This window comes from Pseudomonas sp. AL10 (assembly GCF_029960685.1).
In the GTDB taxonomy this organism is placed as follows: Bacteria; Pseudomonadota; Gammaproteobacteria; order Pseudomonadales; family Pseudomonadaceae; genus Aquipseudomonas; species Aquipseudomonas lactis.
In genome coordinates, this window is the sequence record NZ_JASBQZ010000006.1 from 218,896 (window position 1) to 240,324 (window position 21,429).

The following is a 21,429-nucleotide window of genomic DNA, read 5'->3' on the forward strand; positions in this document are numbered from 1 at the left end:
CCAGTTATTAGCCTGCTAATGAAAACAGCGCTAACGTGATAGCTCTGTTCGTCCCGTCAGGTCCGTAGCCGTGCGGACCATAAGGAGTCATGTAATGTCATCCCTTGATAGCCTGAGAACCCTTAAGACACTGCACATAGACAGCAAAACCTACCACTACTTCAGCCTGCCCGAAGCCGCCAAGAGCCTGGGTGACCTGGACAAGCTGCCGATGTCCCTCAAGGTGCTGCTGGAAAACCTGCTGCGCTGGGAAGACGCCAAGACCGTCACCGGCACCGACCTCAAGGCCATCGCCGCCTGGCTCAAGGCGCGCCAGTCGGACCGCGAGATCCAGTACCGCCCCGCTCGCGTGCTGATGCAAGACTTTACCGGCGTACCCGCCGTGGTCGACCTGGCCGCCATGCGCGCCGCCGTGGCCAAGGCCGGCGGTGACCCGCAGCGCATCAACCCGCTGTCACCGGTGGACCTGGTGATTGACCACTCGGTGATGGTCGACAAGTTCGGCAGCACCAGCGCCTTTGAACAGAACGTCGATATCGAAATGCAGCGCAACGGCGAACGCTACGCCTTCCTGCGCTGGGGCCAGAGCGCCTTCGACAACTTCAGCGTGGTGCCGCCGGGCACCGGCATCTGCCACCAGGTCAACCTCGAATACCTGGGCCGCACCGTGTGGACCAAAGAGGAAGACGGCCGCACCTACGCCTTCCCCGACACCCTGGTCGGCACCGACTCCCACACCACCATGATCAACGGCCTCGGCGTACTCGGCTGGGGCGTGGGCGGGATCGAAGCCGAAGCGGCCATGCTCGGCCAGCCGGTGTCGATGCTGATCCCGGAAGTGATCGGTTTCAAGCTCACCGGCAAGCTCAAGGAAGGCATCACCGCCACCGACCTGGTGCTGACCGTGACGCAAATGCTGCGCAAGAAAGGCGTGGTGGGCAAGTTCGTCGAGTTCTACGGCGACGGCCTGGCCGATTTGCCCCTGGCCGACCGCGCGACCATCGCCAACATGGCCCCGGAATACGGCGCGACCTGTGGTTTTTTCCCGGTGGATGAAGTGACCCTGGACTACCTGCGCCTGTCCGGCCGCCCGGCTGAGACGGTCAAACTGGTGGAAGCCTATACCAAGGCCCAGGGCCTGTGGCGCAATGCCGGCCAGGAGCCAATCTTCACCGACACCCTGGCTCTGGACATGGGCACTGTCGAGGCCAGCCTTGCCGGGCCCAAACGTCCCCAGGACCGTGTCGCCCTGCCGAATGTAGGCCAAGCGTTCAGCGATTTTCTCGACCTGCAATTCAAGCCCACCAGCAAAGAAGAAGGCCGCCTGGAAAGCGAAGGCGGAGGCGGCGTTGCCGTGGGCAATGCGGACCTGGTCGGCGAGGCGGATTATGAATACGAAGGCAACACCTATCGCCTGAAAAACGGCGCAGTGGTGATTGCCGCGATTACCTCCTGCACCAACACCTCCAACCCCAGCGTGATGATGGCCGCCGGGCTGGTGGCAAAGAAAGCCGTGGAAAAAGGCCTGACCCGCAAGCCCTGGGTGAAAAGCTCCCTGGCGCCGGGCTCCAAAGTGGTCACCGACTACTACAAGGCGGCGGGCCTCACCCAATACCTGGACAAGCTTGGCTTCGACCTGGTGGGCTACGGCTGCACCACCTGTATCGGCAACTCCGGGCCCCTGCCCGAGCCGATCGAAAAAGCCATCCAGAAGGCCGACCTCACCGTCGCGTCGGTGCTGTCCGGTAACCGTAACTTCGAAGGCCGCGTGCACCCTCTGGTGAAAACCAACTGGCTGGCCTCGCCGCCCCTGGTCGTCGCTTACGCGTTGGCCGGCACCGTGCGCATCGACATCAGCAGCGAGCCGCTGGGCAATGACCAGCAGGGTAATCCGGTGTACCTGAAGGACATCTGGCCCAGCAGCCAGGAAATCGCCGAGGCGGTGGCCCAAGTCAGCACCAGCATGTTCCACAAGGAATATGCCGAAGTGTTTGCCGGCGACGAGCAGTGGCAAGCCATTGAAGTGCCGCAGGCAGCCACCTACGTGTGGCAGCCGGATTCCACCTATATCCAGCACCCGCCGTTCTTCGACGACATCGCCGGCCCGCTGCCGGTGATCGCGGACGTCAAGGGCGCCAACGTGCTGGCCCTGCTGGGGGATTCGGTAACCACCGACCACATCTCCCCTGCCGGCAATATCAAGGCCGACAGCCCGGCCGGGCGCTACCTGCGCGAACAGGGCGTGGAGCCGCGTGACTTCAACTCCTACGGTTCACGCCGGGGTAACCATGAAGTGATGATGCGCGGCACCTTTGCCAATATCCGTATCCGCAATGAAATGCTCGGCGGCGAAGAAGGCGGTAACACGCTGTATATCCCCACTGGCGAGAAAATGGCGATCTACGATGCGGCCATGAAGTACCAGGCCTCCGGCACACCGCTGGTGGTGATCGCCGGCCAAGAATACGGCACCGGCTCCAGCCGCGACTGGGCGGCCAAGGGTACCAACCTGCTGGGCGTCAAGGCGGTGATCGCCGAGAGCTTCGAGCGCATCCACCGCTCCAACCTGGTGGGCATGGGCGTGTTGCCGTTGCAGTTCAAGCTGGATCAGAACCGCAAGACACTCAAGCTCACCGGCAAGGAGAAGATCGATATCCTCGGGCTGACCGCTGCCGAGATCGAGCCGCGAATGAACCTGACGTTGGTAGTCACTCGCGAGGATGGCAGCAGCGAGAAGGTTGAGGTGCTGTGCCGGATTGATACCTTGAATGAAGTGGAGTACTTCAAGGCGGGTGGGATTCTGCACTATGTGCTGCGCCAGTTGATCGCCTCTTAAGAGCAAAGCAGATCAAATGTGGGAGCTGGCTTGCCTGCGAAAGCGGTGGGTCAGTCAACCTTTTTATAGCTGATACTCCGCCATCGCAGGCAAGCCAGCTCCCACAGTTTTGATCACATTCCAGGCATAAAAAAGGCGCTGTATCTTTCGATACAGCGCCTTTTTATGGTGTGCGGTTTAGCCGAACAGCCACTTCCACAGCAGTACCAACACCACCACCGCCAGCACAGGCCGCGCAATGCGGTAGGCCTTGGGATGCTTGCGCTTCCACTGTTTGACCTGACCGCTGAACTTGTCGCTGAAGGTCTTGCTCCAGGCATAGGCCTGGTTGATGCCGCCCACGCGCTCGTCATCGAGGTTCTGCGGCGCTGTGGCACGGCCCAGTTGCTTGCTGACCCAGCGGTTGATGCGGGTCATCACGCGGTTGCTCAATGGGCGCTCAATGTCGCAGAACAGGATCACACGGGTCTGTTCGGTTTCGTTTTTCACCCAGTGCACGTAGGTTTCATCGAACATCACGTCTTCACCGTCGCGCCAGGCGTAGACCTGGCCGTCGACGAAGATACGGCAGTCGTCGGAGTTCGGCGTAGACAGCCCCAGGTGATAACGCAGGGAACCGGCAAACGGGTCGCGGTGCGGGTTGAGGTGACTGCCGCCCGGCAACAGCGCAAACATCGCGCCCTTGACGTTAGGGATGCTGCTCACCAACGCCACGGTCTTGGGGCACAGCGCCTCGGCCGAAGGCAGCGGTTTGTCGTACCACTTGAGGTAGAAACGCTTCCAGCCCTTCTTGAAGAACGAACCGAAACCGGCGTCGTTGTTCTTTTCGGCGGCGCGGATGTAGCCCTCGTCGAACAGGTGCATGGCCTCTTCGCGGATCACTTCCCAGTTGTCCTTGAGCACATCCAGTTCCGGGAACTTGCTGCGGTCCAGGTACGGCTTGGACGGCACCGCGGAAAACAGGTACATCAGGGCGTTATACGGGGCGAACAGCGCCGAATGGTTGACGAACTGGCGCAACATCGGCAAACGGGCCTTGCCACGCAGGTGCACATACAGCGTGCTGCCGATGAACAGCAGCAACACCGACAGTTTGGCGGCCAAAGAAAAGGTCATGCAGCAACTCCTGGAAATAAGCGCCTGGCCAGCAAATTTCCGTCAATGGGAAACCAGACGTAGCAGCCGGCCATGATAAACACTTGAACCATTATGCAGAAGGCCCAGGAAACCAGACTGACCTGTATCAACACCTGTAGGAGCGAGCTTGCTCGCGAAGAACGTCAACGATAACGCGGGTTTACTGATACAACGTGGCGTTCTCAGGTTTTTCGCGAGCGAGCTCGCTCCTACAGTCGATTCAGGCTTGGTTTTCCTGTTCGGTAAACAAATCGCTGAATAACATGCTCGACAGGTAGCGCTCACCGGAGTCCGGCAAGATCACCACGATAGTCTTGCCCTGCATTTCCGGCTTCTCGGCCAGGCGCACGGCCACGGCCATGGCGGCGCCACAGGAGATCCCGCACAAAATGCCTTCTTCCAGCATCAAGCGCCGGGCCATGGCCTTGGACTCTTCGTCGGTCGCCAGCTCCACGCGGTCGACCATCGACAGGTCGAGGTTTTTCGGCACGAAACCGGCGCCGATCCCCTGGATCTTGTGTGGGCTGGGCTTGATCTCTTCACCCGCCAAGGCCTGGGTGATCACCGGGGAAACCATGGGCTCCACGGCCACCGACAGAATCGGCTTGCCCGCCGTGTTCTTGATATAGCGTGATACCCCGGTGATCGTGCCGCCGGTACCCACGCCCGCCACCAGCACGTCCACGGCGCCATCGGTGTCGTTCCAGATTTCCGGGCCGGTGGTTTTCTCGTGGATGGCAGGGTTTGCCGGGTTGTCGAACTGGGCCGGCATAAAGTAGGTGGCCGGGTCGCTGGCGACGATCTCCGCGGCCTTGTCGATGGCACCCTTCATGCCCTTGGCCGGCTCGGTCAGCACCAGCTCGGCGCCCAGAGCCTTGAGCACTTTACGGCGCTCAAGGCTCATTGACGACGGCATGGTCAGCAGCAACTTGTAGCCACGGGCAGCGGCGACAAAGGCCAGGCCGATACCGGTGTTGCCCGAAGTGGGCTCGACGATGGTCATGCCCGGCTTGAGCTTGCCGCTGCTTTCTGCATCCCAGACCATGCTTGCGCCAATGCGGCATTTCACCGAATAACTCGGGTTGCGCCCTTCGATCTTGGCCAGGATCGTCACGCCACGCGGTGCGATGCGGTTGATCTGAACCAGAGGCGTGTTACCGATGGAGTGCGCGTTGTCTGCAAAGATACGGCTCATGGCGGTTCCTATTGTCGAGGCGTTGGGAAAGGCCCCAAGGGTATGCCGCGTACTCCCAAGCGTCCAGACGGAGGAACGTTGCGTTCATCAGAACAGTCAATCTCCTACAAGCAAGGAGAACTGCCCTATGAAACGTCGCTACAGTTGGCCGTTAGGGACCATCGCCGCTCTGGTGCTGGTCTTGATTGCCATCCACCTTGCGCTGCCCTACCTGGTGCGCAACTACCTGAACGACAAACTCGCCAACATGGGCGATTACCGTGGCGAGATTGCCGATGTGGACCTGGCGCTATGGCGCGGCGCCTACCGGATCAATGGCCTGCAAATCGTCAAGGTGGACGGCAAGGTCCCGGTGCCGTTCGTCAAGGCACCGCTGATCGAGTTCGCGGTGAGCTGGCATTCGCTGTGGTACGACCATGCCGTCGTGGCCGAGGGGCATTTTGTGCGCCCGCAGATCAACTTTGTCGATGGCGGTGCCAACAAGCAGGCGTCCCAGACCGGTAAAGGCACCGACTGGCAGGAGCAACTGCGCAAACTGTTACCGATCACCCTCAACGAAGTGCGCATCGAAGACGGTGAGATCGCCTTCCATAACTTCAGCTCCAAGCCCCAGGTGAATATCAACGCCACCGGGGTCAACGCCAGCTTCTATAACTTGACCAATGTGGTGGATGTCAAAGGCAAGCGCGACGCCCGCTTCGAAGGCAAGGCACTCCTGCAAGGCCAGGCGCCTCTGGAGGCCAACGCCACCTTTGATCCGCTGAGCGATTTCGAAGAGTTCGAGTTCCGCTTCCGCGCCCGCGACCTGCAACTCAAGCGCATGAATGACTTCGCATCGGCCTATGGCAAGTTCGACTTCAAGGCCGGCACGGGCGATGTGGTGATCGAAGCCCAGGCGGAAAATGGCCGGCTCACCGGCTACATCAAGCCGCTGCTGCGCGATGTGGAGGTGTTCGACTGGCAACAAGACGTTGAAAACCAGGACAAGAATATCTTCCGCTCGATCTGGGAAGCCGTGGTGGGCGCCAGCGAAACCGTGCTGAAAAACCAGCGTAAAAACCAGTTCGCCACCCGTGTAGAGCTGAGCGGTAGCGTGCATCAGCAAAATGTCAGTGCGTTTTCGGCGGTGATCGCGATTCTGCGCAATGGGTTTATCCAGGCGTTCAATGCCCGTTACGAACAGCCCAAGCCCAGCGCTGATTAACCCTGTAGGAGCTGGCTTGCCTGCGATGGCGGTGGGTCAGTTAACTAATCTGTCGCTGATACACCGCTATCGCAGGCAAGCCAGCTCCCACACGTCCTGCATGGGCCAGGGCTGATGTGACCCGCCATTCAGAGACTGAATGCCCCGTCTGCGTTCACAGTCGCCGGGGCTGCGCGGTATAGTCAGGCCATTGATGAATTCGAGGAATGACCGATGAAGTTCGAAGGCACCCAGGCCTATGTGGCTACCGATGACCTGAAACTGGCCGTCAACGCCGCCATCACCCTGGAGCGGCCGCTGCTGGTCAAGGGCGAACCGGGCACCGGCAAGACCATGCTTGCCGAGCAACTGGCCGAATCCTTCGGTGCCAAGTTGATTACCTGGCACATCAAGTCCACCACCAAGGCGCATCAGGGCCTGTACGAGTACGACGCGGTCAGCCGCCTGCGTGACTCACAACTGGGCGTGGACAAGGTGCACGATGTGCGCAACTACCTGAAGAAGGGCAAGCTGTGGGAAGCCTTCGAGTCCGAAGAGCGGGTGATCCTGCTGATCGATGAAATCGACAAGGCCGACATCGAGTTCCCCAACGACCTGCTGCAAGAACTCGACAAGATGGAGTTCTACGTCTACGAAATCGACGAGACCATCAAGGCCAAGAAACGCCCGATCATCATCATTACCTCCAACAACGAAAAAGAGCTGCCGGACGCGTTCCTGCGCCGCTGCTTCTTCCACTACATCGCCTTCCCCGACCGCACCACCCTGCAAAAGATCGTGGATGTGCACTACCCGGACATCAAGAAAGACCTGGTCAGCGAAGCGCTGGATGTGTTCTTCGATGTGCGCAAGGTGCCGGGCCTGAAGAAAAAACCTTCCACCTCCGAGCTGGTCGACTGGCTCAAGCTGCTGATGGCCGACAATATTGGCGAAGCGGTGCTGCGCGAGCGCGACCCGACCAAGGCCATCCCGCCCCTGGCCGGCGCTTTGGTTAAGAACGAGCAAGACGTGCAGTTGCTGGAGCGTCTGGCGTTCATGAGCCGTCGCGGTAATCGCTGATGCTGCTCAACCTGTTCAATGAGATGCGTGCCGCCAAGGTGCCGGTGTCGGTGCGCGAGCTGCTCGACCTGATCAACGCGCTCAAACAGCGCGTGACCTTCGCCGACATGGACGAGTTCTACTACTTGGCCCGGGCGATCCTGGTCAAGGACGAGCGGCATTTCGACAAGTTCGACCGGGCCTTCGGCGCCTATTTCAACGGCCTGGAAAAGCTCGACGACCACCTGCAGGCACTGATCCCCGAAGAATGGCTGCGCAAGGAGTTCGAACGTTCCTTGAGCGATGAAGAACGCGCGCAGATCCAGTCCCTCGGTGGCCTCGACAAGCTGATCGAGGAATTCAAGAAACGCCTGGAAGAACAGAAAGAACGCCACGCCGGTGGCAACAAGTGGATCGGCACCGGCGGCACCAGCCCCTTTGGTTCCGGTGGCTACAACCCCGAAGGCATTCGCGTCGGTGACGCCGGCAAGCGCCAGGGCAAGGCGGTAAAAGTCTGGGACCAGCGCGAGTACAAGAACCTCGACGACCAGGTGGAACTGGGCACGCGCAACATCAAGATCGCCCTGCGCCGCCTGCGCAAGTTTGCGCGCCAGGGTGCGGCCGAAGAGCTTGACATCGACGGCACCATCGACCACACCGCCCGCGATGCCGGCTTGCTGAATATCCAGATGCGCCCCGAGCGGCGTAACACCATCAAGCTGTTGCTGCTGTTCGATATCGGCGGCTCGATGGATGCCCACGTGAAGATCTGCGAAGAGCTGTTCTCCGCGTGCAAGACCGAGTTCAAGCACCTGGAGTACTTCTACTTCCATAACTTCGTGTATGAGTCGGTGTGGAAGAACAATCAGCGTCGCACCTCCGAACGCACCTCCACGCAGGACCTGCTGCACAAATACGGCGCCGATTACAAAGTGATCTTTATCGGTGATGCGGCCATGGCACCTTATGAAATCACCCAGGCCGGCGGCAGCGTCGAGCATTGGAACGAGGAGCCGGGGTATGTGTGGATGCAGCGCTTCATGGCCAAGTACAAGAAGCTGATCTGGATTAACCCCTACCCAAAAGATACCTGGGGCTATACAGCGTCAACGGGGATTGTGCGGGAGTTGGTGGAGGATCAGATGTATCCGCTGACGCTGCGCGGGTTGGAAGAAGGTATGCGTTTTCTCTCCAAATAGGCGGTGGTGTCCCGGCCGGCCTCATCGCAGGCAAGCCAGCTCCCACAGAGGAATGCATTCCAACTTTGAAATGCAGTCAACATGTGGGAGCTGGCTTGCCTGCGATGCTTTTAGCAGTCAGCAAAGCGCTGCAAAAACTTGATGTGCTGCCGATGCGCCGCCTCCTGCACCACCGGTGCCAACCGCACCTTCTCCCCCGGCAAGCACTGCGCCAGCCGCGCCAAGGATAAAGGCGTCAACGCGCCCAACCGCGGATAACCACCGATCGTCTGCCGGTCATTGAGCAACACAATCGGCTGCCCATCCGGTGGCACCTGGATCGCGCCCAATGGAATCCCTTCGGAAATCAACGACGGCCCCTGGTATTGCAACGGCGTACCGAGCAAACGCATGCCCATGCGGTCTGCACGGCTGTCCAGAGCCCATTCGGTGTTGAACGCATCGAACAGGCTCTGCCCGCTGAACTGGCCTATCTGCGCGCCGATGATCACGTCCAATGAGGCACCGGACTGCAACTCCGGCTTGGCCAGCACCTTCATTGCACCGCCCGTACCGGAATACGCCAACCGCCCGCCCTCGGCCAAGGCCTTGCCGAAACCGTCCACCCCGCCCAGCGCTTCGCGCACGACCGTGGCACAACTGCCCAGTACAGCCTGCGCATCAAAGCCACCGGGCGCGGCCAGATAAGCGCGTGCCCCGTTGAACGGTTGGGTGAAGCGCAGGCGTTGGCCCTTTTGCAGAATAAAACTGCGACCCGGGCTTATCGCACGCTCATCGACATAGGCGCCCAGATCCGCACCGGCCAGGGCCAGCAGGCAATAGTCCTCGGCCTGCACGGTAAGGCCGCCGAGGGTGATTTCCACCACCGGGGCATCCAGGGCATTGTCCAGCAGCCAGTTGGCCCAGGCCATCGACACCCAATCCAGCGCGCCGCCCTGGGTCACGCCCAGATGACGCACGCCAAACCGCCCGGCGTCCTGCAACAGGCACAGCGGCGTACTGGCCTCGATGATCAAGCGGCTCATGCCTGCGCCTCCAGCGGCGTGTCATCGCCACCCAGGTTGACGAATTCGGCGTGGCTGACCGGGGCGAAGCGCACCGTGTCGCCGGGCTGCATCAGGCTGTAGCCGTCGCGCTCACGGTCGAACAGTTTGGCCGGGGTGCGGCCGATCAGGTTCCAGCCGCCTGGGGACACCACCGGGTACGCGGCAGTTTGTCGTTCAGCGATGCCGACGCTGCCGGCGGCCACGCGTTTGCGCGGCGTGTTGAGGCGCGGTGTGGCGAGCACTTCGTCCACCAGCCCCATAAAGGCAAACCCAGGGGCAAAACCGAGGGCGAACACCTGATATTCGTGAGCGCTGTGGCGGCGGATCACCTCCTCCACCGCCAGCCCGCTGCGCTGGGACAGCAAGGTCAGTTCCGGGCCGACACTCAGGTCGTACCACACTGGCAGCACATGGCACTGGCCACTCCCCTGAGCCTGGGGTTGCAGATCGGTGAGGGCCTGGTCGATCAGCGCCCGGGCCTGGGCCGGAGTCAGCGCCGTGAGATCGTAATGCACCATCAAGGTGGTGTAGGACGGCACCAGGTCCACCAAGGCCGGGCCAAAACCGTTGCGCAGGCGCTCGGTAGCCGCGAGCATCCACGGCATGTTGGCTTCGGCGATCACGTCAAACAGGCGCACCATCAGGCAGTCGATCGCCACCACTTCAATGCGTGGGTTCATGCTGTTTTCAACGCTTCGCGGATACGCTGCACGGCAGCCACCGAGCTGGCGTTGTCGCCATGCACACACAGGGTATTGGCCTGGAGTACCAATGGGCTGCCGTCGCTGGCAATCAGCGATTCGCCACGGGAAAGGGTTAGCGCCTGCTGCACGATGGTGTCGGCATCGTGGTGCACCGCGCCCGGCAACTGGCGGGACACCAGATGGCCGTTGCTGTCATAGGCACGGTCGGCAAAGGCTTCGAACCACAGGGTCACGCCGTATTCGTCGCCCAAGGCTTGGGCCGCACGGTTGTCGCGGGTGGCCAGCAGCATCAGCGGCAGGTCGCCGTAGGCGGCCACGGCCTGGATCACCGCACGCAATTGCGCCGGGTTGGCCATCATGTCGTTGTACATCGCGCCATGGGGTTTCATATAGCTGACGCGACCGCCCTGGGCCCGGCAGATGCCGTCCAGCGCGCCGATCTGGTAGTGCAACAGGTCCTGGATTTCCTGCGGCGTGTAATTCATGGAGCGCCGGCCAAAGCCTTGCAGGTCCTGATAGGCCGGGTGGGCGCCCACTTGCACGCCGTGCTTGAACGCCAGGCTGACGGTCTTGCGCATGATGCTCGGGTCGCCGGCATGGAAACCGCACGCCACGTTGGCGCAATCAATGAACGGCATGACCTCGGCGTCCAGACCCATGGTCCAGTTGCCAAAGCTTTCGCCGATGTCGCAGTTCAATAGCAGGCGGCTCACGGTGGTCGCTCCTGTAGGCTTTGTTTTCTTGTAGTGTGGGATTTTTTACGCAGAACTCGCAACTTGTCCTGACACCCCGACGACGCTTATCGTGGAATAGCTCGATTTTTGGCGTTTGCCCGGTGCGACGTCCAACTAATAAAAACCGATCCATGCATAAGAAAAAGTTGATCCCATGAATTTGAAGTTCCTCGAAACCTTCGTCTGGGTGGCCAAGCTCAAGAGCTTCCGGCTCACGGCCGAGAAGCTGTTCACCACCCAGGCCTCGATCTCCAGCCGCATCGCCGTGCTGGAAAGCGAGTTGGGGGTGAAGCTCTTCCTGCGTGATTCGCGTGGCGTGAGCCTGACCCCGGAAGGTTTGAAAGTGCTCGACTATGCCGAGCAGATGATGGTGACCATGCAGGGTTTGAAGCAGTCCCTGGAGACCACCAGCAGCAAGGTCGGGCGCATTCGGATTGGCGCGATGGACACGGTGATCCACACCTGGCTCAGCCCCCTGGTTGCTGAGCTGATGAAGCTGTACCCGCTGGTGGAAATCGAGCTGGTCGCCGATACCGCGCTGAACCTCAGCGATCAGCTGCAAAAAGGTTTCCTCGACCTGATCCTGCAAACCGACCTGCTGCGCCTGGAAACCGTGCGCAGCCTGGAACTGGCCAGCCACCCCATGGCCTGGATCGTGGCCAGCCAGTCGATCTACAACCGCGACTACGCTTCCCTCGCCGAACTGGCCCAGGAACGCATCATCACCTACTCGAAAAACTCTCACCCGCATCAGGACGTGTTGAGTTTGATGCAGGCCAATGGCGTGGCCGCACCGCGCATGAACTGCGTGAACTCGGTGTCGGCGATCACCCGGTTGCTGCGCGATGGCTTCGGCATTGGCGCGCTGCCACCGGTGCTGGTCAGCGAAGAACTGGAGCGAGGTGAATTGGTCATGCTGCCCATGGCCCAGCGTCTGCCGAACTTGCAGGTGGTGGTGTCGTGGCGTGTGGGGGTGGAGTTGGTGGAGGAGATTGTGGGGTTGTGCCAGAAAGTCGTTGCCCGCTATGCCGAGCAAGTCGGTGCAGAACGCATGCAACTGAATAAACCCGACTGATCGTTCCCACGCTCTGCGTGGGAATGCAGCACAGGGCGCTCTGCGCCCTCACGCGCGACGCGGAGCGTCAGAAAAAGCATTCCCACGCGGAGCGTGGGAACGATCAGTGGGTCGTTAGAGGCCCTTGAGGTCCCGCTCTTCGATGGGCCGGCTCTGGCGCAGGCGCCGACCACCCAGCACCACCCAGTCGATCAAGCGGTACAGGCACTCGATGCCGAACGACAACAGCATCGCCCCGCCCAGGCCCCAGCCCATGGCTTCGGGCGTCAGCAAGATCTGGTAGCTGTAGCCATTCCAGGTCTCCAGACGGATATCCGGGTCGGCGGCCACCGCCACTTGCAGGGCGCGGATGTACCACGGGCCCTGCATGGCCTGGAATTGCTTGTCCAACTCGAGTTGGCGATCGAGCATCGCGCCCAGGCTGCTGGCGTCGCTCTGGAATACCGGGTCATCGCTGGCGCGGTAATGCGCCACCAAGGCTTGCATATCACCGTTGAAGAACTGCTGCGCCGTGGACTCGAAACCGCGCAAGCCGGTCTGCGCCTCGATCAGGTGGGCCTCGACGCGCTTGGCGTAGTCATTGATAAACCCAGGCACCTGCACGCCGACCAACAAGCCAACGGCAAACAATACCAACCGCAGATAGCTCAGCAACATGCTCGATTCCTTACTCGGTAACGCCCTGGCTGACACATTCACCGCGTCGCCACAGGCTCCATTGGCCCGGTTCGTAGCGGGTCCAGTTTTCGTTGTCAGTCAACGGCTCGGTGGCGATCACCGTTACCACATCATTGGGGGTGGTTTCAGCCTGAAAATCGACGATCACATCGACATCTTTCAAGCGCGCCGGGCCAAAAGGCGCACGCCGGGTGATCTGTGCCAGCTTGGTCGAGCAATAGCAGAACAGCCAGTCGCCGTCGCTGAGCAGGCAGTTGAACACGCCTTTGCTGCGGTATTCGGCGCAGGCGGCGATCAGGTCGGGCAGCACCTGCTCAATGTCCACTGGCTCGGGGAAGGCTTCGCGCACGCGGTTGAGCAGGTCGCAGAACGCTGCTTCGCTGTCGGTATCGCCCACCGGGCGGTAGAAGGTGGCGCGGGGATTGAAGTCCGCCAGTTGGCCGTTGTGGGCAAAACACCAGTTACGCCCCCACAGCTCGCGCACGAACGGATGGGTATTGGCCAGGCTGACCTTGCCCACGTTGGCCTGACGAATATGGCCGATCACCACTTCACTCTTGATGGGGTAACGCTGCACCAGCAACGCGACTTCCGACTCGCTGCTGGCGGCCGGGTCCTGGAACAGGCGCAGGCCACGGCCTTCATAGAAGGCAATACCCCAGCCGTCGCGGTGCGGGCCAGTGCGCCCACCGCGCTGCATCAGCCCGGTAAAGCTGAACACGATATCGGTGGGGACGTTGGCACTCATGCCCAATAATTCACACATGCCAGGGCTCTCGCTGCAGGGCAAACAACGTTAAAGGCGCGGTTCGACCCGCATACCACCGGCAGGCGCCGGGCGACGGAACGGTTCGTCGTCTTCCGGCTCAGCGGCCAAGGCGGCATCCGCAGCCGCCTTGCGCTCACGGCGAGCGTTGGCGGCGCGTTCGATGGGCCAGCGGATCAGCACAAACACGATGTACAGGGCAAACACGATCATCGTGTACATGAACAGGTCGGAAATGGCGCGCCAGGCGTTGTTGCCGACCTTGAGCAGCAGGTCCAGGGCGGTAATGGCCACGGCCGGCGCAAACTGGGTCTTGACCGGGTCGACAATGGTCGGGCTGAGCAGCAACACCGCCATCAGCAATTGCAGGGGCTCGCGCAGCCAGCGCCAGATCCAGCGGGTCATGCGCCACCACACCAACAGGCAGCCCAAAGCGGCGAAGGCGTAAAGGCCCCAAGCGGTCAGATAGTCGTTCTCGGTCATGGTGTCCATGGCAAGGTTGGCAAACAGGCGGCTATGATAACGGCTTTTGCGTGTCGCGGCTGCAATGCCTGCCACCGTCTGCCAGATAGGGAATTATCCATGCCTATTTCCACCGCACCGATTGCCCGCAAGGCCCCAGGCCCAGACCCGTACGCCTGGCTGCAAGAACGCGACAACCCTGAGGTGCTCGACTACCTCAAGGTCGAAAACGCTTGGCAGGAAGCGCAACTGGCCGATCAGCAGGCGTTGCGCGAGACCCTGTTCGACGAGATCAAGGGCCGCATTCTGGAAACCGACCTGTCCCTGCCCTCCCCTTGGGGCCCGTATTTGTATTACACCCGCACCACCGCCGGTGACGAGTACGCCCGCCACTACCGCTGCCGCCGCCCGGGCGATGACAGCAACCAGGTGGACGCCAGCAGCGAAGAACTGCTGCTGGACCCTAACGTGCTGGCCAATGGCGGCTTTTTCTCCCTGGGCGCATTCAGCATCAGCCCCGACCACCAACGCCTGGCCTACAGCCTCGACACCAGCGGCGAAGAGATCTACACCCTGTTCGTGAAGGAATTGGCGACCGACAAGGTCAGCGAACTGGCGTTCGACAACTGCGATGGCAGCATGACCTGGGCCAATGACAGCCTCACGCTGTTTTTCGGCGAACTGGACGACACCCATCGCCCGCACAAACTGTATCGCTATCGCCTGGACGGCACCGCAGCGCAGGAAGTGTTCCACGAGCCCGACGGCCGTTTCTTCCTGCATTGCTACCGCTCAAGCTCCGAACGCCAACTGTTGCTGGCCCTGGGCAGCAAGACCACCAGCGAAGTCTGGGCGCTGGACGCCGAGCAACCGCACCTGGCCTTCACCTGCCTGGCGCCGCGGGTCGAAGACCACGAATACGATGTTGACCACGGCAAGCGTAACGGCGAATGGACCTGGTTTATCCGCAGCAACCGCGACGGCATCAACCATGCGCTGTACGTGGCCGCCGACACCGGCACGCCGCCCACCGAAGCCGACTGGCAGAACCTGATCCCCCACAGCGATGAGGTCATGCTCGACGGCGTGAGCCTGAACGCCAACGCCATGACCTTGAGCCTGCGCATTGGTGGCCTGCCGGTTATCGAAGTACACCCTGAGAACGTGCCGGCCTATCGGGTGCAATTGCCTGACGCCGCCTACAGCCTCTACGTGCAGAACAGCCTGGAGTTCCCCAGCGACAAGATCCGCCTGCGCTATGAGGCCTTGAATCGCCCGGCCCAAGTGCGCCAGCTCGAGCTGGCGACAGGCGCGCAGGTCGTGCTCAAGGAAACCCCAGTGCTGGGCGTCTTCAACGCCGATGATTATGTCAGCCAACGCCTGTGGGCCACGTCCGCCGACGGCACCCAGGTGCCCATCAGCCTGGTGGTCAAACGTGACCAGCTCGGCAAGCCGACGCCGCTGTACCTGTATGGCTACGGGGCCTACGGCTCAAGCCTGGACCCGTGGTTCTCCCATGCGCGCCTGAGCTTGCTGGACCGTGGCGTGGCGTTTGCCATCGCCCATGTGCGCGGCGGCGGTGAGCTGGGGGAAGCCTGGTATCGCAACGGCAAGCAGGAACACAAGCAGAACACCTTCAGCGACTTTATCGCCTGCGCCGAGCATTTGATCGCCCAGGGCCTGACCACCTCCCGGCAACTGGCGATCAGCGGCGGCAGTGCCGGCGGCCTGTTGATCGGCGCGGTGCTCAACCAGCGCCCGGAATTGTTCCAGGCGGCGATTGCCGAAGTACCGTTCGTCGATGTGCTCAATACCATGCTCGACCCGGAACTGCCGCTGACCATCACCGAGTACGACGAATGGGGCAACCCAGAGGACCCCGAGGTGTACGCGCGCATCAAGGCTTACGCGCCGTACGAGAACGTCCGCGCCCAGGCTTACCCGGCCACGCTGGTGATCGCAGGTTACAACGACAGCCGCGTGCAGTACTGGGAAGCCGCCAAGTGGGTGGCCAAGCTGCGCGATACCAAGACGGACGACAACCTGCTGCTGCTCAAGACCGAACTGGGCGCCGGCCATGGCGGCATGAGCGGGCGCTATCAGGGGCTACGTGATGTCGCCCTCGAATATGCCTTTGTGTTCAAGGCCCTGGGCCTGGTCTAACCGCCTGGCGTCTTTGGCTTGCTGTCGTTCTGCTGCAGGCCAGGGACCGTCTGGTCCTTGGGCGGCGCCGGCAGCACGATGGGCGCCAGCGGTGGCGCGCCATTATGGGTCTTGGGCGCAACGGGCGGCGTGACTTGCGGGTACAACGTGGGCGTTGGCGTGCCCGGCGCGCCTGGGGTTGGCGTGGGCGCGACCGGTACGGTTTGTAACTCCTGAGCCTGCGCGGTACCCAATGCGAGCGCGCTCAACACAATGACCGTTAGAATGCTGCACTTCATCGATGGCTCCATGGCCTGACCGGAATGCCCTAAGGCTACTCCCAACCGCGCAAGAATGCCCTTCCCAATGAGATTTCCATGAAACGTTTCGTTCTGCTGGACACCACCCCAATCCCCGATAACGGCGGTGCCTTGTGCCTGTTCGAATACGGCGAAGACTTTGTCATCAAGATCCAGGGCGGTGACGGTGGCCAGTTGATGAACACGCGCATGCACGGCTCCGAAGACGCCCTGGCGGAGATTCCCTGCCGCAAGGTGGCCGGTCGCCCGGGTTCACGGGTGCTGATCGGCGGCCTGGGCATGGGCTTTACTTTGGCTGCGGCGCTCAAGCATTTGGGCAAGAGCGCCGAAGTGGTGGTGGCCGAACTGGTGCCCGGCGTCGTGGAATGGAACCGTGGGCCGCTGGGGGAAAAGTCCGGTCGCCCGCTGCTGGACCCGCGCACCGTGGTCCGCCAGGAAGACGTGGCCAAGGTACTGCAGGCCGAACCCCAAGGCTTTGACGCGATTATGCTCGACGTCGACAACGGCCCCGAGGGACTCACGCAAAAAGCCAACAGTTGGCTGTACTCGGCCAGTGGCCTGGCCGCGTGCGCCAAGGCCCTGCGGCCCAAGGGTGTGCTGGCGGTGTGGTCGGCCAGCGCCGACAAGCTGTTCAGTGACAAACTGCGCAAGGCCGGCTTCAAGGCCGAGGAAGTGCAAGTATTTGCCCATGGCAACAAGGGCACGCGGCATACCATCTGGATTGCAGAGAAGCTCAAGGGCTGATCACGGTTGATTCAATCGCGCCAATCCCCTGTGGGAGCGGCTAGAATCAACCCTATCCGTGAACCACCCAATAATAGCCAGGAGCCATGATGAGCTCGAACAACCCGCCCTCCCACACCGCCAAGCTGGACCGCATCCTCGCCGATGCCCAGCGCGACCGCGAAATGGGCTACCGCGATAAAGCCTTGAAGATGTACCCCCACGTGTGTGGCCGCTGCGCCCGTGAGTTTTCCGGCAAGCGCTTAAGTGAACTGACCGTCCACCACCGTAACCACAACCATGATGACAACCCCCAGGACGGTTCCAACTGGGAGTTGCTGTGCCTGTACTGCCACGACAACGAACACTCGCGCTACACCGACCAGCAGTACTTCGGCGAAGGCTCCACCAGCAGCCCGAGCATTGCCAAGGCAACGCACAACCCGTTTGCGGCGTTGGCGGGGTTGATGAAGAAGGACGACTGAGGCTTTTCTTTGCCTGTTCCGGCCTCATCGCAGGCAAGCCAGCTCCCACAGTAGGAATGCATTTCCCTGTGGGAGCCGGGCTTGCCCGCGATGACGATCGTCCAAGCACTGCATCCCCCCAGGCCGTATAATCGCCGTTTTTCTCAAGGCACCCTTCCCCGTGGGCAATAAACGCTACAGCTGCATCGGTCTGTATAACCCCAAATCCCCCGAAAACGTCGGCTCGGTGATGCGTGCCGCCGGCTGCTACGGCGTGGCCTCGGTGTTCTACACCGGCGTGCGTTACGAGCGCGCCCGGGATTTCATCACCGACACCAAGAAGGTGCACCACGATATCCCGCTGATCGGCATCGACGACCTGAAAAAGATCCTGCCCCTGGGTTGCATCCCGGTCGCCGTGGAATTGGTCGAAGGCGCCCGCCCGTTGCCTGAATACACTCACCCCGACCGCGCGCTGTATATCTTCGGCCCCGAAGACGGTTCCCTGGACAAAGAGATCCGCGACTGGTGCGAGGACGTGGTGTACATCCCCACCACCGGCTGCATGAACCTGGCGGCCACGGTCAACGTGGTGCTCTATGACCGCCTGGCCAAGGGCAACAACACCCGTTCGGGCCCCAAGTACTGATCTTGCGGGAACATCCGGCACATGCGCGCAGTCAGCTAGTAACACTTGCCCTTGTTGGAGACTGATCATGAGCGACAGCAAAACCTTGCGACCTGTCATCGAAGCCACACCGTTGAAACCTCAACCCAACCAGAACGTGCATGGCTGGGAACGCATCGGCTCAGTGGCCGGCGGAGTGATGATGGTGGGTAAAGGCCTGCGCCGCGGTGGGATTTTCGGCTTGATCCAGGTGGCGATTGGTGGCGTGGCACTGGCCCGTGGCTTTACCGGGCACAGTTCGCTCAAGGACAAACTGGAACAGGGCCGCCAGGAAATGAACAGCGTGCGCACCAAGATCGAACGGGCCGGGGAAGAGTTGAAGAACCTGAAAACCAAGGCTGAAGTGGCGGCTGAAAAGGTGGTGAAACCTAAAGCCTGATCTAAGACTTGGACATGCTGGAGATTCAAATGTGGGAGGGGGCTTGCCCCCGATAGCAGAGTGTCAGCAGCCTACTTTTTGCTGACCCACCGCCATCGGGGGCAAGCCCCCTCCCACATGTTGAATTGCACAGGGCTAGGAATCAGCGCAGCAGTTTGCTGTCCAGCACCACCGACGACTCGCCGATCACGCTCTCGGCCAACTGCACGAACTCTTTGGTGTTGATGCTGTTCACCCGCATCACTGCCTGCGCCAGATCGTCCAGGGAGCGTTTGTTGTGGGTCTTCACGCGGATCTCTCGGTCCAGCTCCTGCAACACCACCACCGAACGCGCCAGCGTCGCGCCGTTGACGTGCTCGCCTTTGAGCGTAGTGACGTCTTTACCTTCTTTGATCAGCCGCGCCTGGATCGCCGCATAGCGTTCATCGGTGATGCCGCCGGCACGTCGCATCAGTTCAATCGCGTAGTACTCGCCCAAGCCCTCGCTGATCCAGTCACTGCTATCGTGGTCGTTGAAGCGCCCGATGGCCTGTACCACTTCGCGCAGCAACGGGCTGCTGCCATTTTCGCCAACCAGCGGCGTGCGGCTGTTGAGGTAGATCGAGTCGCGCAGTGAATAAGCCCCCCGCCGCATCGGGTCACTGGCGCCGACGATCAACAGTTTGCCGGGATGGCGCGGGAAGGCGGCCTCCACCTGGGGCCAGACAAACGTCAGCAACGTCAGCACGTCCATACGGCGCATGCCCTGACCCTTTGGCGAGGCCACGGTGACGTCGGTTTCACCCAGGCGCAGGCGGCGGCTGCCGAGGTTGCCCGCCAGCATCCAGCCGGTGGGGCGGTCGAACAGGCGGGACACGTTGTCGATGCGGAATTTGTTTTGGCCGATGCGCGGCCAGGCGGTTTCGACGCTCTTCCACCCGGTAGGCAGTTCGAACAGCAGGCGTGAGACCAGCTCGATGCCGTCTTGCTGATCGAGACGTGCGGCCGGTACCAGGTCTTCGCCGCGCAGTAACGCCCAGCCGGGCGTGATCCGTGTGTCATAAACCCCCGGCTTGCGCGCATGGGCCAGGCGCACCCGGTAGGTCAGGCTGGCCTTGTCGGCGCTGGGTTGCCACAGGCCACGGTTGCCGGTGACCTGCCACTGGCCATCGGCCTTGAAGTCGCTGTAGTCACCGTCGCGGCCCAGGTCGAAGTTCAGGCTGCGCACCGCCGCGCCCTGGGACAGGCTGACGCGCACCTCGGCCTGCTGGCTTTGGGGCAACAGCTTGATGTGGTAATCCAGGTCGACTTTCTTCGCGCACCAGCCCGGTCCGCTCAGCGCCAGCACGACCAGGCCCGCTGCCCACTTGGCGGCCACCTTCATACACACTCCTCGTTCAGCCTGCGCGGAAAATCAGGTAATCCTCCCAGTCATCCTCGGGCACGCTGCCTTCGCTGAGCATGCGCCCGGACTGGGAAATGCGTTCGTGGTGCACCGCGTCACGGTCGCCGCAGACCAGGTGATGCCACAGCGGCAAGTCCTTGCGCTCGCTGACCAGGCGGTATCCGCAGGTCGGCGGCAACCATTTGAACTGGTCGGCCTGTCCCGGCGTGAGCTGGATGCAGTCGGGCACCGAGGCGCGGCGGTTGGGGTAATCGGTGCACTGGCAGGTTTTCAGGTCGAGCAGTTTGCAGGCGATGCGCGTGTAATAGACGCTGTTGTCGTCTTCATCCTCAAGCTTTTGCAGGCAGCACAGGCCACAGCCGTCGCACAACGACTCCCACTCCTCTTGGTCGAGGTGCTCAAGGGTTTTGCGTATCCAGAAAGGTTCGACTTTGGCGGCCATGGCTCTGCATCAGTATCGGAAGGTGAAAAGGCCGCCAGTCTAGTGCCCAAGCCGGTTGGGGCCAAGCGCTTACGACTGACGGTGTTGCAAGACTTGTCAGGCAGGGGTGGGCGCAGTAGCTTTGAATCCCGGTTTTTTCATCAGGATCTGTCCATGAGCAATAACCCCCGCGTTGCCGATTATCCGATCCACACCCAATTCACCGAGCGCTGGTCGCCCCGCGCCTTTACCGGCGAGAGCATCCCGCAGGAGACGCTGCTGAGTTTCTTCGAAGCCGCACGCTGGGCACCTTCGGCCTACAACTCGCAGCCGTGGCGGTTTCTGTATGCGCGCCGTGACACGCCGGATTGGGCGCGTTTCCTGGGCCTGCTCAATGAATTCAACCGCAATTGGGCGCAGCATGCGTCGGCCCTGGTGATCATCGCGTCGAAAACCGACTTCATCGCCCCCGGCGCCACCGAAGAAACCCCGGCGCTGTGGCACACCTTCGACACCGGCTCAGCCTGGGGCCACCTGGCGCTGCAAGCCAGCCTCAGTGGCTGGCACACCCACGGCATGGCCGGTTTCGATCAGGAACTGACCCGCAAGGAGCTGAAGATTCCCCAGGGTTATGCGCTGCATGCGGCCGTGGCGGTGGGCAAGTTGGGGGACAAGTCGAGTTTGCCGGAGTACCTGCAAGGGCGCGAAATGCCGAGCCCGCGCAAGCCGTTGAGCGAGCTGGTGTCCGAGGGGGACTTCAGCCTCTAAGCATCGCACTCTGACCCTCTGTAGGAGCGAGCTTGCTCGCGAAAAACTCACAGGCGCCGCGTTTAT

The 21,429-nt window shown here is 61.6% G+C and carries 22 protein-coding genes and 1 pseudogene; 12 read left to right on the plus strand and 11 right to left on the minus strand.

Annotated features, from left to right (window positions below; genetic code table 11):
• Window positions 1-94: 94 nt before the first annotated feature.
• Window positions 95-2,836, plus strand: coding sequence for an aconitate hydratase AcnA (acnA, locus tag QK296_RS09665; RefSeq protein ID WP_003189634.1), 2,742 nt, complete (start codon window positions 95-97; stop codon window positions 2,834-2,836).
• A 177-nt stretch (window positions 2,837-3,013) separates the two neighbouring features.
• On the opposite strand, the gene QK296_RS09670 is transcribed toward acnA, so the two are convergent.
• A complete protein-coding gene (locus tag QK296_RS09670) occupies window positions 3,014-3,952 on the minus strand; it encodes an aspartyl/asparaginyl beta-hydroxylase domain-containing protein (RefSeq protein WP_005786126.1) in 939 nt (312 codons plus the stop codon).
• A gap of 148 nt (window positions 3,953-4,100) precedes the next feature.
• On the opposite strand from QK296_RS09670, the pseudogene QK296_RS09675 reads away from it, so the two are divergent.
• A pseudogene (locus QK296_RS09675) lies at window positions 4,101-4,190 on the plus strand (outer membrane lipoprotein carrier protein LolA); the annotation flags it as partial.
• 3 nt (window positions 4,191-4,193) lie between these two features.
• Here the strand turns inward: QK296_RS09675 and cysK are convergent.
• Window positions 4,194-5,168, minus strand: coding sequence for a cysteine synthase A (gene cysK / locus QK296_RS09680; RefSeq protein ID WP_003189630.1), 975 nt, complete (start codon window positions 5,166-5,168; stop codon window positions 4,194-4,196).
• A gap of 127 nt (window positions 5,169-5,295) precedes the next feature.
• Here cysK and QK296_RS09685 point away from each other — a divergent pair, with 127 nt between their 5' ends.
• The 3 genes from QK296_RS09685 (at window position 5,296) to QK296_RS09695 (ending at window position 8,609) form a co-directional block, all read left to right on the plus strand.
• The gene (locus tag QK296_RS09685) at window positions 5,296-6,372 is read left to right on the plus strand and encodes a DUF748 domain-containing protein (protein ID WP_003189629.1); all 1,077 of its coding nucleotides are present in this window, start codon (window positions 5,296-5,298) and stop codon (window positions 6,370-6,372) included.
• A gap of 213 nt (window positions 6,373-6,585) precedes the next feature.
• Window positions 6,586-7,431 (plus strand): MoxR family ATPase, encoded by an 846-nt coding sequence (locus QK296_RS09690; RefSeq protein WP_003210690.1) that lies wholly within the window; start codon window positions 6,586-6,588, stop codon window positions 7,429-7,431.
• On the plus strand, window positions 7,431-8,609 hold the full coding sequence (locus QK296_RS09695) for a VWA domain-containing protein (protein WP_003189625.1): 1,179 nt from the start codon (window positions 7,431-7,433) through the stop codon (window positions 8,607-8,609). The genes QK296_RS09690 and QK296_RS09695 overlap by 1 nt, the downstream gene beginning before the upstream one ends.
• Window positions 8,610-8,719: 110 nt before the next feature.
• Here QK296_RS09695 and QK296_RS09700 read toward each other — a convergent pair whose 3' ends face one another.
• From QK296_RS09700 to QK296_RS09710, 3 genes are read right to left on the minus strand one after another with little or no spacing between them, the layout of a single operon-like run.
• Entirely contained in the window at window positions 8,720-9,634 is a 915-nt protein-coding gene (locus tag QK296_RS09700) for a biotin-dependent carboxyltransferase family protein (RefSeq protein WP_003189623.1), read from the minus strand.
• Window positions 9,631-10,335: a 5-oxoprolinase subunit PxpB gene (gene pxpB, locus QK296_RS09705; RefSeq protein ID WP_003189621.1), complete on the minus strand. Its 705-nt coding sequence runs from the start codon at window positions 10,333-10,335 to the stop codon at window positions 9,631-9,633. Before pxpB ends, QK296_RS09700 begins: the two co-directional genes overlap by 4 nt.
• Window positions 10,332-11,072, minus strand: a complete 741-nt coding sequence (locus tag QK296_RS09710; protein WP_094774405.1) for a 5-oxoprolinase subunit PxpA — start codon at window positions 11,070-11,072, stop codon at window positions 10,332-10,334. The genes pxpB and QK296_RS09710 overlap by 4 nt, the downstream gene beginning before the upstream one ends.
• A 175-nt stretch (window positions 11,073-11,247) precedes the next feature.
• Here QK296_RS09710 and QK296_RS09715 point away from each other — a divergent pair, with 175 nt between their 5' ends.
• Complete coding sequence (locus tag QK296_RS09715; RefSeq protein WP_003189619.1) at window positions 11,248-12,168, plus strand: LysR family transcriptional regulator; 921 nt, start codon at window positions 11,248-11,250, stop codon at window positions 12,166-12,168.
• Window positions 12,169-12,282: 114 nt separating this feature from the next.
• On the opposite strand, the gene QK296_RS09720 is transcribed toward QK296_RS09715, so the two are convergent.
• The 3 genes from QK296_RS09720 to QK296_RS09730 are packed head-to-tail and all read right to left on the minus strand — an operon-like array spanning window position 12,283 to window position 14,170.
• Window positions 12,283-12,825, minus strand: a complete 543-nt coding sequence (locus tag QK296_RS09720; protein ID WP_003189617.1) for a DUF2937 family protein — start codon at window positions 12,823-12,825, stop codon at window positions 12,283-12,285.
• Between the two features lie 10 nt (window positions 12,826-12,835).
• Window positions 12,836-13,612 (minus strand): class II glutamine amidotransferase, encoded by a 777-nt coding sequence (locus QK296_RS09725; protein ID WP_003189615.1) that lies wholly within the window; start codon window positions 13,610-13,612, stop codon window positions 12,836-12,838.
• Between the two features lie 30 nt (window positions 13,613-13,642).
• Window positions 13,643-14,170, minus strand: a complete 528-nt coding sequence (locus QK296_RS09730) for an MFS transporter (protein WP_120247663.1) — start codon at window positions 14,168-14,170, stop codon at window positions 13,643-13,645.
• A 24-nt stretch (window positions 14,171-14,194) separates the two neighbouring features.
• On the opposite strand from QK296_RS09730, the gene QK296_RS09735 reads away from it, so the two are divergent.
• Window positions 14,195-16,237: a S9 family peptidase gene (locus QK296_RS09735; RefSeq protein WP_282390858.1), complete on the plus strand. Its 2,043-nt coding sequence runs from the start codon at window positions 14,195-14,197 to the stop codon at window positions 16,235-16,237.
• Here QK296_RS09735 and QK296_RS09740 read toward each other — a convergent pair.
• Entirely contained in the window at window positions 16,234-16,515 is a 282-nt protein-coding gene (locus QK296_RS09740; RefSeq protein WP_057710843.1) for a hypothetical protein, read from the minus strand. The two genes, QK296_RS09735 and QK296_RS09740, sit on opposite strands and share 4 nt — an antisense overlap.
• A 78-nt stretch (window positions 16,516-16,593) precedes the next feature.
• On the opposite strand from QK296_RS09740, the gene QK296_RS09745 reads away from it, so the two are divergent.
• The 4 genes from QK296_RS09745 (at window position 16,594) to QK296_RS09760 (ending at window position 18,790) form a co-directional block, all read left to right on the plus strand.
• On the plus strand, window positions 16,594-17,280 hold the full coding sequence (locus QK296_RS09745; RefSeq protein WP_003189610.1) for a hypothetical protein: 687 nt from the start codon (window positions 16,594-16,596) through the stop codon (window positions 17,278-17,280).
• A gap of 89 nt (window positions 17,281-17,369) precedes the next feature.
• On the plus strand, window positions 17,370-17,744 hold the full coding sequence (locus QK296_RS09750; RefSeq protein ID WP_003189609.1) for a YajD family HNH nuclease: 375 nt from the start codon (window positions 17,370-17,372) through the stop codon (window positions 17,742-17,744).
• Between the two features lie 160 nt (window positions 17,745-17,904).
• Entirely contained in the window at window positions 17,905-18,372 is a 468-nt protein-coding gene (locus QK296_RS09755) for an RNA methyltransferase (protein ID WP_003189607.1), read from the plus strand.
• A 67-nt stretch (window positions 18,373-18,439) separates the two neighbouring features.
• Window positions 18,440-18,790 carry a DUF2892 domain-containing protein gene (locus QK296_RS09760; protein ID WP_057710842.1) on the plus strand — a complete coding sequence of 117 codons (351 nt, stop codon included), beginning with the start codon at window positions 18,440-18,442 and terminating at the stop codon, window positions 18,788-18,790.
• A gap of 142 nt (window positions 18,791-18,932) precedes the next feature.
• Here QK296_RS09760 and QK296_RS09765 read toward each other — a convergent pair whose 3' ends face one another.
• Together QK296_RS09765 and QK296_RS09770 are read right to left on the minus strand one after the other, a co-directional pair.
• Complete coding sequence (locus QK296_RS09765) at window positions 18,933-20,153, minus strand: hypothetical protein (RefSeq protein WP_282390859.1); 1,221 nt, start codon at window positions 20,151-20,153, stop codon at window positions 18,933-18,935.
• 13 nt (window positions 20,154-20,166) lie between these two features.
• Window positions 20,167-20,616 carry a YcgN family cysteine cluster protein gene (locus tag QK296_RS09770; protein WP_003172524.1) on the minus strand — a complete coding sequence of 150 codons (450 nt, stop codon included), beginning with the start codon at window positions 20,614-20,616 and terminating at the stop codon, window positions 20,167-20,169.
• 153 nt (window positions 20,617-20,769) lie between these two features.
• On the opposite strand from QK296_RS09770, the gene QK296_RS09775 reads away from it, so the two are divergent.
• On the plus strand, window positions 20,770-21,363 hold the full coding sequence (locus QK296_RS09775; RefSeq protein ID WP_034133632.1) for a nitroreductase family protein: 594 nt from the start codon (window positions 20,770-20,772) through the stop codon (window positions 21,361-21,363).
• The last annotated feature ends 66 nt before the right edge of the window (window positions 21,364-21,429 follow it).

Bases quoted from the DNA above. Each gene is read 5' to 3' on its own strand.
- acnA (WP_003189634.1), top strand. From the start codon at position 95: ATGTCATCCCTTGATAGCCTGAGAACCCTTAAGACACTGCACATAGAC.
- QK296_RS09670 (WP_005786126.1), bottom strand. From the start codon at position 3,952: ATGACCTTTTCTTTGGCCGCCAAACTGTCGGTGTTGCTGCTGTTCATC.
- cysK (WP_003189630.1), bottom strand. From the start codon at position 5,168: ATGAGCCGTATCTTTGCAGACAACGCGCACTCCATCGGTAACACGCCT.
- QK296_RS09685 (WP_003189629.1), top strand. From the start codon at position 5,296: ATGAAACGTCGCTACAGTTGGCCGTTAGGGACCATCGCCGCTCTGGTG.
- QK296_RS09690 (WP_003210690.1), top strand. From the start codon at position 6,586: ATGAAGTTCGAAGGCACCCAGGCCTATGTGGCTACCGATGACCTGAAA.
- QK296_RS09695 (WP_003189625.1), top strand. From the start codon at position 7,431: ATGCTGCTCAACCTGTTCAATGAGATGCGTGCCGCCAAGGTGCCGGTG.
- QK296_RS09700 (WP_003189623.1), bottom strand. From the start codon at position 9,634: ATGAGCCGCTTGATCATCGAGGCCAGTACGCCGCTGTGCCTGTTGCAG.
- pxpB (WP_003189621.1), bottom strand. From the start codon at position 10,335: ATGAACCCACGCATTGAAGTGGTGGCGATCGACTGCCTGATGGTGCGC.
- QK296_RS09715 (WP_003189619.1), top strand. From the start codon at position 11,248: ATGAATTTGAAGTTCCTCGAAACCTTCGTCTGGGTGGCCAAGCTCAAG.
- QK296_RS09720 (WP_003189617.1), bottom strand. From the start codon at position 12,825: ATGTTGCTGAGCTATCTGCGGTTGGTATTGTTTGCCGTTGGCTTGTTG.
- QK296_RS09725 (WP_003189615.1), bottom strand. From the start codon at position 13,612: ATGTGTGAATTATTGGGCATGAGTGCCAACGTCCCCACCGATATCGTG.
- QK296_RS09735 (WP_282390858.1), top strand. From the start codon at position 14,195: ATGCCTATTTCCACCGCACCGATTGCCCGCAAGGCCCCAGGCCCAGAC.
- QK296_RS09740 (WP_057710843.1), bottom strand. From the start codon at position 16,515: ATGAAGTGCAGCATTCTAACGGTCATTGTGTTGAGCGCGCTCGCATTG.
- QK296_RS09745 (WP_003189610.1), top strand. From the start codon at position 16,594: ATGAAACGTTTCGTTCTGCTGGACACCACCCCAATCCCCGATAACGGC.
- QK296_RS09750 (WP_003189609.1), top strand. From the start codon at position 17,370: ATGAGCTCGAACAACCCGCCCTCCCACACCGCCAAGCTGGACCGCATC.
- QK296_RS09760 (WP_057710842.1), top strand. From the start codon at position 18,440: ATGAGCGACAGCAAAACCTTGCGACCTGTCATCGAAGCCACACCGTTG.
- QK296_RS09765 (WP_282390859.1), bottom strand. From the start codon at position 20,153: ATGAAGGTGGCCGCCAAGTGGGCAGCGGGCCTGGTCGTGCTGGCGCTG.
- QK296_RS09770 (WP_003172524.1), bottom strand. From the start codon at position 20,616: ATGGCCGCCAAAGTCGAACCTTTCTGGATACGCAAAACCCTTGAGCAC.
- QK296_RS09775 (WP_034133632.1), top strand. From the start codon at position 20,770: ATGAGCAATAACCCCCGCGTTGCCGATTATCCGATCCACACCCAATTC.